The organism is Arthrobacter sp. 05N33_2 (assembly GCF_056397425.1).
Map to the genome: position 1 here is coordinate 23,070 of NZ_JBFTNJ010000039.1, position 12,883 is coordinate 35,952.

13 protein-coding genes and 1 tRNA gene are annotated in these 12,883 nt (G+C 66.4%); 6 read left to right on the top strand and 8 right to left on the bottom strand.

Annotation, left to right across the window (positions count from 1 at the left end; genetic code table 11):
• Positions 1–83 precede the first annotated feature (83 nt).
• Positions 84–2,063, top strand: coding sequence for an APC family permease (locus AC1DHX_RS14475; protein ID WP_476858569.1), 1,980 nt, complete (start codon positions 84–86; stop codon positions 2,061–2,063).
• A 183-nt stretch (positions 2,064–2,246) separates the two neighbouring features.
• Here AC1DHX_RS14475 and AC1DHX_RS14480 read toward each other — a convergent pair whose 3' ends face one another.
• From AC1DHX_RS14480 to AC1DHX_RS14500, 5 genes are all read right to left on the bottom strand, one after another.
• On the bottom strand, positions 2,247–3,104 hold the full coding sequence (locus AC1DHX_RS14480) for an oxygenase MpaB family protein (RefSeq protein WP_476858568.1): 858 nt from the start codon (positions 3,102–3,104) through the stop codon (positions 2,247–2,249).
• 25 nt (positions 3,105–3,129) lie between these two features.
• The gene (locus AC1DHX_RS14485) at positions 3,130–4,095 is read right to left on the bottom strand and encodes a hypothetical protein (RefSeq protein ID WP_476900162.1); all 966 of its coding nucleotides are present in this window, start codon (positions 4,093–4,095) and stop codon (positions 3,130–3,132) included.
• Positions 4,092–4,577, bottom strand: coding sequence for a hypothetical protein (locus AC1DHX_RS14490; protein WP_476858566.1), 486 nt, complete (start codon positions 4,575–4,577; stop codon positions 4,092–4,094). The genes AC1DHX_RS14485 and AC1DHX_RS14490 overlap by 4 nt, the downstream gene beginning before the upstream one ends.
• Positions 4,578–4,641: 64 nt before the next feature.
• Positions 4,642–5,115 carry a hypothetical protein gene (locus tag AC1DHX_RS14495; protein ID WP_476858565.1) on the bottom strand — a complete coding sequence of 158 codons (474 nt, stop codon included), beginning with the start codon at positions 5,113–5,115 and terminating at the stop codon, positions 4,642–4,644.
• A 667-nt stretch (positions 5,116–5,782) separates the two neighbouring features.
• Positions 5,783–5,865 (bottom strand) — tRNA-Leu (locus tag AC1DHX_RS14500).
• Positions 5,866–6,029: 164 nt separating this feature from the next.
• Between AC1DHX_RS14500 and AC1DHX_RS14505 the strand changes: the two genes are divergently transcribed.
• Positions 6,030–7,346: a M20/M25/M40 family metallo-hydrolase gene (locus tag AC1DHX_RS14505; protein ID WP_028275570.1), complete on the top strand. Its 1,317-nt coding sequence runs from the start codon at positions 6,030–6,032 to the stop codon at positions 7,344–7,346.
• Positions 7,347–7,362: 16 nt separating this feature from the next.
• Positions 7,363–8,526: an acyl-CoA dehydrogenase family protein gene (locus AC1DHX_RS14510; protein ID WP_476900163.1), complete on the top strand. Its 1,164-nt coding sequence runs from the start codon at positions 7,363–7,365 to the stop codon at positions 8,524–8,526.
• A gap of 72 nt (positions 8,527–8,598) precedes the next feature.
• On the opposite strand, the gene AC1DHX_RS14515 is transcribed toward AC1DHX_RS14510, so the two are convergent.
• Positions 8,599–8,832, bottom strand: coding sequence for a DUF5703 family protein (locus AC1DHX_RS14515; protein WP_018772920.1), 234 nt, complete (start codon positions 8,830–8,832; stop codon positions 8,599–8,601).
• Between the two features lie 39 nt (positions 8,833–8,871).
• On the opposite strand from AC1DHX_RS14515, the gene AC1DHX_RS14520 reads away from it, so the two are divergent.
• Entirely contained in the window at positions 8,872–9,144 is a 273-nt protein-coding gene (locus AC1DHX_RS14520; RefSeq protein ID WP_223916379.1) for a hypothetical protein, read from the top strand.
• A 24-nt stretch (positions 9,145–9,168) separates the two neighbouring features.
• On the opposite strand, the gene AC1DHX_RS14525 is transcribed toward AC1DHX_RS14520, so the two are convergent.
• A complete protein-coding gene (locus tag AC1DHX_RS14525) occupies positions 9,169–10,104 on the bottom strand; it encodes an aldo/keto reductase (protein ID WP_223916377.1) in 936 nt (311 codons plus the stop codon).
• Between the two features lie 50 nt (positions 10,105–10,154).
• Here AC1DHX_RS14525 and AC1DHX_RS14530 point away from each other — a divergent pair, with 50 nt between their 5' ends.
• Together AC1DHX_RS14530 and mshC are read left to right on the top strand one after the other, a co-directional pair.
• Entirely contained in the window at positions 10,155–10,988 is an 834-nt protein-coding gene (locus AC1DHX_RS14530; RefSeq protein ID WP_476900164.1) for an undecaprenyl-diphosphate phosphatase, read from the top strand.
• 15 nt (positions 10,989–11,003) lie between these two features.
• Positions 11,004–12,284: a cysteine--1-D-myo-inosityl 2-amino-2-deoxy-alpha-D-glucopyranoside ligase gene (gene mshC / locus AC1DHX_RS14535; protein ID WP_476858563.1), complete on the top strand. Its 1,281-nt coding sequence runs from the start codon at positions 11,004–11,006 to the stop codon at positions 12,282–12,284.
• A gap of 71 nt (positions 12,285–12,355) precedes the next feature.
• Here the strand turns inward: mshC and AC1DHX_RS14540 are convergent.
• On the bottom strand, positions 12,356–12,883 hold a 528-nt coding region (locus tag AC1DHX_RS14540), incomplete at its 5' end, for a DUF1269 domain-containing protein (protein ID WP_476900165.1).

The following is a 12,883-nucleotide window of genomic DNA, read 5'->3' on the forward strand; positions in this document are numbered from 1 at the left end:
AACGGGGGCCCGGCACTACAATTGACCGGTTCCCAGGACTTGCTCCTGCCCGGCACACGCCCGGCCACCAACAGAAAGATCCGATGCAGACCACTTCTGACCACGCCGTCCCGGCGCAAGTTGACCTGAAGCAGGCCGACCGCCCGGACCACAAGCCCCTGGTCCGCTGGCTACTGGCCAACCAGGTCGCACCCGCCGGCCCCGAAGCCGAGGAAGATCACAAGCCCAACGCCTGGTGGAAAGTCATGTGCCTGACCGGCGTCGACTATTTCTCCACCCTGTCCTACCTTCCCGGTATCGCCGCCCTGGCCGCCGGTGCCCTCTCGCCGCTGGCAACCCTGCTCATTGTGGCCCTGACCCTGCTGGGCATGCTGCCCATGTACCGCCGGGTCGCGCAGGAGAGCCCGCACGGGCAGGGCTCGGTTGCCATGCTGGAGAAGCTGCTCCCGTTCTGGCGCGGCAAGTTCTTCGTCCTGCTGCTGCTCGGGTTCGTTGCGACCTCGTGGATTATCACCATCACCCTCTCCGGAGCCGACGCGACGGTGCACCTGCTCGAGAACCCGATCGTGCCTGCGGGATTGAAAGGCAGTGCCGTGATCATCACGGTGATCCTGCTGCTGATCCTGGGTGGGGTGTTCCTGCTCGGCTTCAACGAGGCCGTCGGCGTCGCCATTCCGCTTGTGGCCGTCTACCTGCTCCTGAACGCCGCCGTCGTCGCCGCAGGATTCGCCCATGTTCTCTCCGAACCGTCCCTGATCGCCGGCTGGACCGACCGGCTGCTCGCCAGCGCCGGCGGCGGCCCCATGGACCTGATCGGGCCCGCCGTCATCGCCTTCCCCCTGCTGGTCCTGGGCCTGTCCGGGTTCGAGACCGGCGTCTCGATGATGCCTCTGATCAAGGCCACCGGCGACAGCCCCGAGCAGGTCATGGCGTCCCGGGTCAGGAACACCCGCAAGCTGCTCACCACGGCGGCGGCCATCATGAGCGTCTATCTGATGTCCACGAGCTTCCTCACCACGGTCATGATCCCGGCCAAGGAGTTCGAGGAGGGCGGGCAGGCCAACGGCCGCGCCCTGGCGTTCCTCGCCCACGACCTGTTCGGCGCCGGGTTCGGCACGGTTTACGACATTTCCAGCGCCCTGATCCTTTGGTTCGCCGGGGCCTCCGCCATGGCCGGGCTCATCAACATCGTGCCCCGGTACCTGCCGGCCTACGGCATGGCGCCGGAATGGGGCCGGGCCGTCCGCCCGGTCGTCATCGTCTACACCGTGCTGAGCGTCGGCATCACCATCGCCTTCAACGCCGACGTCAACGCCCAGGCAGGTGCCTACGCCACCGGCATCCTGGCCATGATGGTCTCCGGAGCCGTCGCCGTGACCGTCTCCGCGATCCGCCGGCACAGCCGCGCCGGAACCATCGGCTTCGGTGCGCTGACCCTGGTCCTGCTGTACGCGCTGGGCGCCAATGTCATCGAAAAGCCCGACGGCATCGCGATCTCGGCGTTCTTCATCGCCGGCATCATCGTCGTCTCGCTCATCTCCCGGGTCCAGCGCACCACCGAACTGCGGCTGGAAACCATCGAGTTCGACGCGGCAGCCCGGCAGTTCATCACCGATTCGATTGCCTTCGACGGGCAACTGAACGTCATCGCCAACAAACGCCAGGCCGGTGACAAGGCTGAGTACGCGGACAAAGAGTACGAACAGCGCGGGCTGAACCCCGTCCCGGGCCCGGCGGATGTCATCTTCCTGGAAGTGGAAATCTCCGATCCTTCGGCGTTCAGCCACACGCTGCGGGTCGAAGGCGTCGAAGTGGACGGCTACCGGGTCCTGCGGGTGAAGTCCCCGGCCGTGCCGAACGCGATCGCGGCCGTCCTGCTGGCCATGCGCGACTCGACCGGCACGAAGCCCCAGTGCTACTTCGAGTGGTCCGAGGGCAGCCCCGTCGGCCACCTCATGCGGTACCTGTTCCTGGGCGAGGGCGACACCGCGCCGCTGGTGCGCGAAATCCTCCGCGAGACCGAACCCGACCAGGCACTCCGGCCCGCCATCCACGTGGGCTAGGCAGAGCGCACTCTGACCACAACGAACAGCCCGCCGGGATTTGAGCAGTTCAGGTTCCGGCGGGGCTGTTCGCGCGTGGCCGGGATCCGCGCCGTCGCCTTCGGTCAGCACGCAGGCCCGTCTCGGGTGCGTCGGGTCCACCCCAGGGTCGACGGCGGCCGGCAGCCCGGCCGTCCCCGGGCCTCAGACGTTGGCTGATTTCCCCCAAGGGCCGATCTGGTCCAGGGTGTATCCGTCCGGGTATGCCACGACGTTCATCCTTCCCGGCACAAATATGGGCTCGGTCGGCAAGGGACGCAGCCTGGCCTTGAGGGAGCGGAACCGCAGCACCGCGTTGAACGGTACGCGCAGCACTGCCGGGGCAGGTTTCAGGCCCAGGGCAACAGCGACCTGGGGTTTGTCCATCATCAGCGCCAGGATGGTCGGGGTGAACCGGCGAAGCAGGGCGGGGATACGGCTGGCGAAGGCCGCGACGGTCGCATTGAACAGCATCGAGCCCTCGGGGCTCGGGCCCATGTTCCGGTCCTCGTATTCGTCCAGGAACCGTTCCGCCTCCGCGAAGGTGGCCGGGATGCCCTCGAGCCCCATCTGCCGGCCCAGTTCGGCGTAGAAATCCGTGGCGGCCCGCTTCTCCAACTCCGTCAGCCGGCGCCAGCCGTGACGTTCGGTCCAGCGCAGCGGCAGGACAAGCAAGGTCATGAGGACGTAGACGAAGTCGTCCGGGGTGCCGGGCACCCCGTTGTGGACCCGGCGGAGCAGTTTGATCATGGCCTGGCTGCGTTCGTGCTCGAACCCGTTGGCGATGATCTCGTGAAGGACGATGCCGGTGTCGTAGGAGCGCTTCATCGGCCGGGATTTCATCTCTCCGGTCGCCGCCAGGGTCCTCGCTGTGGAGGGGATGGCGAAGTTGCGGTAATAGGCGACGAAGAAGCCCGAATGGATTTCAGTCTTGAAATCGAAGAGGACCATGTTCCGGTAGATCCCGTACATGTCCGTACCGCTCGGGCGTGTTCGGCGGGTCGGGTGCGTGAGGAGTTGCATGGCGGCTTTCTGTAGCTGTCGCGGGCTATGCCGGGGCGGGGGAGTTATGGAGCTTTGCTTCAACGGAGAGCAGGTAGCTGCGCTCCTCCGCGGTCAGGAAGGTCGCCGAAGTGCCCGCAGCGAGTTCAGCGTCCCGGATTTCGACAACCATCCGGTGCAGCCTGTCCTGTACCGGTGCCTGGGGGTCGGCCTCAAGGGTCCGGTCAAGCGACGTGCTCTTCAGCGCCTTGGACCAGATGGCCTCGACGCGTGCGAGGGTTTCGGTGTTCCGGCGGTGCAGGTTTTTGCGGACAGCCCTGCCGGCAACCGCCGGGATCGTGAGCCCGGCGCCGGCCAGGACGGTCGCAACCAGTTCCAGCTGATGGTACGGGAAGCCAGGCCTGACCAGTACGGCCAGGAATGTCAGGTGCCGGGCCAACAGGGACAGACACATCTCGGCCATCACCAGGAAGCCCATGATGCAGCCGGCGCCCAGCATGGAGAAACCGGCGCGGAACGGGCGGCTCATCCGCGGGACGTAGCGGCAGCAGATCACGGCAATTTCCGCGCTCATCGAACAGATGAAGAGGGTGAGCATCAGTGAGAACAGGAGGGCCGGGAAACGGTCCTCGTAGATGCCCCAGGCGGGGGTCGTGACGGTGGGTCCTGTGAGGAGGAAGAACGCGGTCTGCAGGCTCAGCGTGAGCGTCAAAGGCAGTGTGCGGGTCCACCAGGAACGGCGGCCGCCGGCTTCCGGGGCGATGGCGGCGTATGCGGCGAGGCGCAGATACCAGAGCGAGATAATCATCAGGGAGTTCMGGACCAGTTTGACCAGGTTCATGCCGCCCAGGGCCGTATCGACGGGGACGTAGACAATCGGGGACATGAGCAAAGAGCCCACGCCTCCGTACACGGCACAGGAGAACACCAGGTCGCTCCGGCTGCGAAGCAGGGCGGGAATGCGGGCCCCGGCCAACAGGAACAGTGCCGCGGCCATGAGGAACTGCATCATCCGAAGACCGCCCCGAAGTTGCCCGGCTCCGCGTCCGGCTGCTGGTAGGAGCGGCGGATGCGGGAGGCAAGCCGGTCGGCAAGGAGTTCGGCCGTTACCTCGAGCTCGTCGGCGAAGTCGGTGCGTTTCAGGGCCGAGACGACGCGCTCCGGGTCGAGGTCCGGGAAGAAGACCTGGGCGTAGTCGTGCGAGAGGACTTCCTGCTCGTGGCGGAGGATCATGTGGGCGAACTCGTGCAGGACGATCTGCTGGCGGTGCACCTCTGACGCCGACTTGGCGTGGAGGATGAGGTCCAGGCCGTCCAGGCCGAACCACAGGCCACAGACCTTGTCGGTGGGGGTGTTGTCGATCGGCTTGATGACAATTGGACGCCCGCTCGCGGTCTCCAGGTGGCTCTGGATGGAACGCATGGAGACCGGCTCCTGCAGCCGCAGGCCTTCTTCCGCAGTCCGGGCCCGCACTCGGGCGACGCTGTAGTCCATGGCGCTGATCCTTGGGATGGTCCGATAGGGGGCCGGAGTCCCTCCGACTCCAAGGAGGAGCGTATCAGCCCTGTTCAGAGGCCTTTCCGGCGCCCGGCGTGTCGGAAGAAGTGACGCTCGCCTCCGCCAGCTGCTCGTCGATAAGGTCCCGGATCTGAAGGAGCGTCTCGGGTGACAGGCCGCCGAGTTGCCGGGCGGCGAAATTGCGGACCTTGTTGGCCCGCATGCTGGCCAGGAGGTCGAGCTGGGCTTCGACTTTCCGGGGCAGTTCGTCCTGGTCGTGCAGCAGGTAGTCGCGGTTCACGCCGAAAAACTTTGCGAGGTTCTGCAGGAGCTCGGTCTTCTTCACCTCGGGCCCGGACCCGGTGCGCATGTAGTGCCAGCGGGCGCGGGAGATCGGGGTGCCGGCCGTCTTCATGGCGGCGCTGACCTCGTTGAAGGTGATCTTCTTCCCGGCCGCTTCCGAGGAATCAAGGAGAAGGTTCAGCTTCCTTGCGAGTGCCGCGCCCGGCCCGGAATCGACTGATGCGTCATTCATGACAGGGCTCCTTTGCTGCGGTCGAAGGGCGGATCCAGAAGACAATATCATCCGATTGGACATGTCCAATAATTTTGCATTACCCTCTGAAAACAGAATTGGACATGTCTATTTCTGCACCGGAGGGGTACCGGTCCACGCCTCCGGTACCCCTCCATCGTGGAGGCACGCAGCCTAAGGGTTGCCCGTCAGGGGAGCCGCGCTCCGGCTGACGCCACGACGGCCGCATTCCTGCAGGAGCTTTTGGGGGGCCGGCAGGGATGCGGTCTTTTGGTTGGCCCGGCCGCGCCGGCTCAACACCCTTGTTCCGCAAGCACACAGCGGCTCAGCGGGTCGTTAGTCCTTGGACTTCCGGCCTCGGGCCCGTCGAGCTGCCCAAACCACGAAGACGACGATGAACGCGACAGGCAAAAGCACCAGCGGGTTCCAGCCTTTAACTGACATTTGTCATCCCTCGATCCGCTTGCAAGTCTCTTGCGCAGACTCTACGCCGGCGGCCACGGGGCGAGAACTCTGTGCGGCCATTCCCTGGCGGGCACGTCCGGTGGGCTCCGGGCCGGGGCAGCGGGTATTGGTATTCAGCGGCAGCGGGGGCGAAGCTGCAGCCCGTCGGCGGGGAAGCAGAAAAAAACCCCTGGAATCCTTGGATTCCAGGGGTTTTCCCTTGTGCGCGGAGGGGGACTTGAACCCCCACCCCCTTTCGAGGACTAGCACCTCAAGCTAGCGCGTCTGCCATTCCGCCACCCGCGCAGGTGGTAATTCCGAGTTCGTTTCGCCTTTCAGCGTTTTGCTTTTCTCGGAAGCAGCGAGAAAGACTCTAGCACGACTTTTCCGGAAACAAATAATCGGGGTCCGCGGGGGTGGTGTGGGTAGGCTGAAGCAAGCAATTGAGCCACCCGCCACGAGGAGCCGCTATGACTGACAACCGGACCGAAACCAGGCCAGAGGATGAGGTCGTCAGGATCTGCCAGGAGCTGATCCGGATCGACACGTCCAACTACGGCGACGGCTCCGGCCCCGGTGAACGCGCGGCCGCCGAATACACCGCCGGGCTCATGGCCGAAGTCGGGCTGGACGCCGAAATTTTCGAAGCAGCCCCCGGCCGCGCCAGCGTGGTCACCCGGCTGGCGGGGGAGGACCCCTCCGCCAGCGCCCTGGTGGTCCACGGCCATCTGGACGTCGTCCCGGCCCTGCGCGAACAGTGGTCGGTTGACCCCTTCGGCGCCGAACTGAAGGACGGCCTGATCTGGGGACGCGGCGCCGTGGACATGAAGGACATGGACGCCATGATCCTGTCCGTGCTGCGCAACTTCGCCCGCACGGGACGCAAACCCAAGCGCGACCTCATCTTCGCGTTCTTCGCCGACGAGGAAGCCGGCGGCACCTACGGCGCCCGCTACGCCGTCGAGAAGCGGCCCGAACTCTTTGAGGGCGCCACGGAGGCGATCTCCGAAGTCGGCGGCTTCTCCGCCACCATCGGCGGCCAGCGCACCTATCTGCTCCAGACGGCGGAAAAGGGCCTCTCCTGGCTCCGCCTGGTGGCCCACGGCCGCGCGGGCCACGGCTCCCAGATCAACACCGACAACGCCGTGACCAGGCTTGCCGGCGCGGTATCCCGGATTGGTGCCTACAACTGGCCGATCGAGCTCACGCCGACCACGCGGCAGTTCCTCGACGGCGTCACCGAACTCACCGGGGTCGAATTCGATCCCGACGATCCGGAGAAGATCCTCAAGGAACTCGGCACGGTGGCCCGCTTTGTCGGCGCCACACTGCAGAACACCACCAACCCCACCCTGCTCAAAGGCGGCTACAAGCACAACGTCATTCCGGAATCGGCCGAGGCCCTCATCGACTGCCGGACCCTGCCCGGGCAGGAACAGCAGGTGCTGGAAATCGTGCGCGAACTCGCCGGCACCGGRGTGGACATCAGCTACGTGCACAAYGATGTCTCSCTGGAGGTGCCSTTCGCCGGCAACCTCGTCGATTCGATGATCGACGCCCTGCATTCCGAGGAYCCGGGCGCCAAGGTGCTGCCGTACACGCTCTCCGGCGGGACCGACAACAAGTCCCTGAGCCGGCTCGGCATCACCGGCTATGGCTTCGCCCCGTTGATGCTGCCGGACGAGCTCGACTTCACCGGCATGTTCCACGGCGTCGACGAACGGGTCCCGGCGGATTCCCTGAAATTCGGCGCACGGGTGCTGGACACCCTGCTCACCAACTACTGAGCGGACACCGCCTGCCATGACGCCCGAGGACATCCTGAGTGGCCCGCTGCTGGAACGGATCCGCGGCCGCGCCGCCGGCTACGACCGCGACAACGCCTTCTTCCACGAGGACCTCGCGGATCTCACGGCGGCCGGCTACCTGAAAATTTTCGTCCCGGTGATCGACGGTGGACTCGGACTCGGCCTTGCGGAAGCGGCGCAGCTGCAACGCCGGCTGGCGACCGCGGCGCCGGCCACGGCGCTGGCCGTCAACATGCACCTGGTGTGGACCGGCGTCGCSCACGTCCTKGCCGCCCGSGGTGACTCYTCGCTGGATTTCATCCTCMAGGAGGCSGCRCAGGGYGAGRTCTTCGCSTTCGGCAAYTCGGAGGCAGGCAACGACTCCGTGCTGTTCGATTCCCGCACGGAGGCCGTCCCGCTGCACGACGGCGGCTACAGCTTCACGGGCCGCAAGATCTTCACCAGCCTGTCACCGGCGTGGACCCGACTGGGCATCTTCGGGAAGGACGCCAATGCCGCGGACGGCGCCGGGGAACTGGTCCACGGGTTCATCACCCGGGAAACCCCCGGCTACGAGATTTTGCCCGACTGGGACACGCTCGGCATGCGGGCCAGCCAGTCCAACACGACCCTCCTGGAGGGCGCCGTCGTCCCGGCCGAACGGATTTTCCGGAAACTGCCGGTGGGCCCGAACGCCGACCCACTGATCTTCGCGATCTTCGCCTGCTTCGAGACCCTCCTCGCCGCGGTGTACACCGGAATCGGCGAACGGGCCCTCACGCTCGGGGTGGAAGCGGTGCAGCGCCGGACATCGTTCAAGAACGGCGGCCGCAGCTACGCCCAGGACCCGGACATCCGCTGGAAGGTGGCGGAGGCGGCGATGGCCATGGATGCGCTCTATCCGCAGCTGTCCTCCGTGGCGGCCGACGTCGACGCCCTCGCGGACCACGGCAGCCAATGGTTCCCCCAGCTCGTGGGGCTCAAGGTCCGGGCCACGGAGACGGCGCGCACCGTGGTGGACCTCGCCATCCGGGTATCCGGCGGCTCCAGCTACTTCCGCGGCTCCGAGCTGGAGCGGCTGTACCGGGACGTGCTCGCCGGCATGTTCCACCCATCAGATGACGAGTCGGCGCACAATACCGTGGCGAACGCCTGGCTGGGCCCGCTGGAGAAACCCTAGAGGGCCCAGGACTCCCCGCGGCGTTCGTGGCTGCCGATCCCGGCCGATGCGCGGCCGGGATCCGTGTGCGGCCTAGACGGTGCGCTGGACCTGGATGACTTTCCGGCGCAGCCAGAAACGCCGCCCGCCGCCCACGTAGAGGCGGCTGCGTTCCAGTTCCCATTTGCCGTACTCGGAATGCTCCACGAGCCGGCGGCGGGCCTCGGGGAGCGAATCCTCAGGGCCGACCGTCAGAACGAGGTACTCGTACTGCTTGACATAGTCCCGTTCCCGCCGGACCGAGCTGCTCAGAAAATGTTCTTTCATTGCTCTCCATTTTCGTCTTTTTCCGACTAACGTGAAGTCATGAGCATCGATCCGCGTGTCGCGCTTCAGTCCCTGACCTCTGCACTGGAAGAACACCTGGCGGCGGCCTCCGCCCGCAGAAGTGACGGGGATCCCGCGGTCGAGGCGGCGTTCTTCGCCGTTGCCGATGCCTTTGAAGTCTACGACGACGCCCTGTATGAGGCGTATGGGGAAGTGACACCGCTCGAAGTGATCGACGGCGACGAAGACGGCGACGAAGACGATGTCGACGACGAAGAGGACCTCGAGATCCTCGAGAATTCGGAGAACTAGGGCCACCTGCGGATCTCCGCGGCCTCAGCCGGGGTCGGACACGTCTTCGAGCGCCTGCGCGATCTCCGGCGGCAGCGGCGCGAGCGCCGAATCCAGGATCTCCTTGAGCTGAACCGGTGTCCGGGGGCCGACGACGGCGGTTGCCACCCCCTGTTGGGACAACAGCCAGCTCAGCGACACATCCAGGGCAGTCCGGCCGAGCCCCTTCGCCGCCATGGCGACGGCTTCCACCACGCTGGACGCCGGTCCCTCGAGATAGGGTTCGACGTACGTCGCCAACCGCTGGTTGGCGGCCCGGGAATCAGCCGGGATGTGGCCGCGGTATTTGCCGCTCAGGACGCCGCGTCCCATCGGAGCCCAGGCCATCAGGCCCAGCCCCGCGTCCTCGATGGCCGGAATGAGCTCAATCTCCGCGTTGCGCTGCAGGAGCGAGTATTCGGACTGGTTGGCCACGAGGGGGAAGCCCGCGATTGCGGCGGCCTTTGCAGTCTGCCAGCCGTTGAAATTGGAGACACCGGCGTAACGCGCCCGGCCGGACCGCACCGCGTGGTCCAGCGCTGACAGGGTTTCCTCCAGCGGAACATTCGGATCCCAGGCGTGCGCGAACCAGAGATCCACGTAATCGGTTCCCATCCGGGCCAGGCTCGCGTCCAGCCCGGAGAGCATGCCGTTGCGGGACGTGTCGACGCTGCGGCGCCCGTCCGCCGTCGTCAGTCCGGCCTTCGTGGAGATCACCACTTCGGAGCGCGCCACGACGTCGCCCAGTATTCCGCCGAGCATCGCCTCGGCCTGACCGTCGGCGTAGGACGCCGCCGTATCGATCAGGGTTCCGCCGGCATCGACGAAGGAGCGCACCAGGGCGGCGGCATCCTGTTCCTCGGTTTCCCTGGCCCAGGACATGGTGCCGAGGGATAGGGCGGACACGCGCAACCCACTGTTGCCGACATAACGCTGCTGCATGTCAGCTAGCTTACGGGGTCGGGCTGCTTCGTAACGTAGGGTCTATAAACGTGAACTGGATACAAGCGGCTCTGTTGGGCCTGGTACAGGGGCTGACCGAGTTCCTCCCGATTTCCTCGAGCGCCCATCTGCGGATTGTCGGCKCCTTCCTSCCGGARGCGTCCGATCCCGGCGCCGCCTTCACGGCCATCACGCAGCTGGGCACCGAGACCGCGGTGATCGTCTATTTCTGGCGCGACATCCTGCGGATCATCCGTGCCTGGGCCGGTTCGCTGACCGGCAAAGTCTCCCGGCGGGACCCGGATGCGCGCATGGGCTGGCTGGTGATCCTGGGCAGCATCCCGATCATCGTCCTGGGCCTGCTGTTCCAGGACCAGATCGAATCGGTACTCCGCAGCCTGTGGGGCGTCGCGACCATGCTGATTATCTTCGGCATGGTCCTCGCGGTGGCCGACACCATCGGCCGGCAGGACCGTGAACTGACGCAGCTGACCTACAAACATGGGCTCTATTACGGTCTGGCGCAGGCCCTGGCCCTTTTCCCCGGTGTGTCCCGCTCCGGCGGCACGATCAGCGCCGGGCTCCTGATGGGTTACACCCGTGAGGCGGCGGCCCGCTACTCCTTCCTGCTGGCAATCCCTGCCGTTTTCGGCAGCGGCCTGTACCAGCTGTACAAGGTGGTCTCCAAGGAAGGCATCACCGGCCCGTACGGTCTCCCGGAAACCGCCCTGGCCACCGTGATCGCCTTTATTGTGGGTTACGTCATCATCGGCTGGTTCCTGAAATACGTCTCCACCCGCGGCTACCGGCTCTTCGTCTGGTACCGGATCATCCTGGGAATGTCCCTGTTCCTGCTGCTCGGTTTCAATGTCATCAGTGCCTAGCACTAGGCTTGGTCTGTGAAATCCTGGACCTCCCGCCCTGTTGCCCAGCTCCCCGGCAGCATGCCCGCCCTGAGCCTCTTCGATACCGCCAAGGGCGGAATTGTGACCCTGGAGGCCACGGGTGAGCAGTCCATGTATGTCTGCGGCATCACCCCTTATGACGCCACGCACATGGGCCACGCGGCCAGCTATGTCGCCTTCGACCTCCTCAACCGCGCGTGGCGGGACGGCGGCCAGCACGTCGCCTACGTCCAGAACGTGACCGACGTCGACGATCCCCTCCTGGAGCGCGCCACGGCCACAGGCGTCGACTGGCGCGACCTCGCCGCGAGCCAAATCGAGCTCTTCCAGACCGACATGGAGGCCCTGAACGTCCTCGCCCCGGACCACTACATCGGTGCCGTCGAGGCCGTTCCCCTGATCGTTCCCGCCATCGAGCGCCTGCTGCGCAACGGACTCGCGTACCGCGTCCCCGGCACCGGCGGCGAGCCCGACGGGGACGTCTACTACGACGTCGAAGCCGCCGGGAAGCACTCGACGGACGACGTCGACGCCTGGACCCTGGGATCCATTTCCGGACTCTCCGACGCCGAAATGCTGGAACTCTTCGCCGAACGCGGCGGCGACCCTGGCCGGGCCGGGAAGCGCCAGGCGCTGGATCCGCTGCTCTGGCGGGTGGCCCGCGAGGGCGAGCCCAGCTGGCCCGGTGGCGAACTGGGGGAGGGCCGGCCCGGCTGGCACGTCGAATGCACCGTGATCGCCCAGGAGTACCTGCCCAAGCCGTTTACCGTTCAGGGCGGCGGCTCGGACCTTATTTTCCCGCACCACGAAATGGGCGCCGGCCACGCGTACTCGCTGGCGGGCGTGCCGCTGGCCCGCCACTTCGCGCATGCGGGCATGGTGGGCCTCGACGGGGAGAAGATGAGCAAGTCCAAGGGCAATCTTGTCCTGGTTTCCAGGCTCCGGGCTGACGGGGAAGAACCTGCCGCGATCCGCCTTGCGATCCTGGCCCACCACTACCGCACGGACTGGTCCTGGACCGCCGCCGGATTCGCCGAGGCCAAAGACCGGCTCCGCACCTGGCGCGAGGCCCTCGCCGTGGCGCCGGAAGGCTCCGCCGCGGCCCTGCTTGGCAGGCTGCGGACCGAACTGGCCAACGACCTGAACGCGCCCGGCGCACTCGCCGCCGTCGACGCCTGGGCCAAGGCCGCCCTGGCAGCCCCGGGGGAGGCCTCGGCCACGGACGCCGCGCTGGTGAGCGACGCCGTCAACGCCCTGCTCGGCGTCGAACTCTAACCGGTTTTCGGTCGGCCCGGAGGAAGATCCCAAAACCCAGCGGCCGTCTCCACGGTGGCTGCGTCGGCCGGTCAGGACGAAGCGGCTTCGATGATCTTCTCGTCGCCCTCGTTCACGGCTTTGACGACGGCGTCGTAGTCACCACTGTCGACAGCCTTGCTGACCTTCTTGGTGGCCTTGCTGATCGCCTTGTCGACGCGGTCGAGGTAGAGGTCATCGACGATGGCAACGATCGCCGAGGAGCCCRGCGGCAGAAACTCCGCCGCGTTGACGCCGATGGACTTCTCCTCGTGCCGCTTCCTGATGGCACCCACACCGGCGCCGATCCCGGCACCGATCACGCCGGACAGCAGCAGTGGCGGAGCGAACAGTCCGACCACCAGCCCGCCGACTGCGCCGGCCTTGGTGCCCCCGGCGACCAGCCCGCCGCCGTGCTCCTTGACCTCGGTCTTGCCCGAGGAGTCACGTGACAGGACGACGGCAGCCGCGACGGCCGCGTCGTCCATGGCCTTGATCGCCTTAAAATCCTCTGCCGCCGAGCCCTCGTCGGCGTACGACGACACGAACAAGATGTAGTTGTGATCTGTCATGGTGTGCCC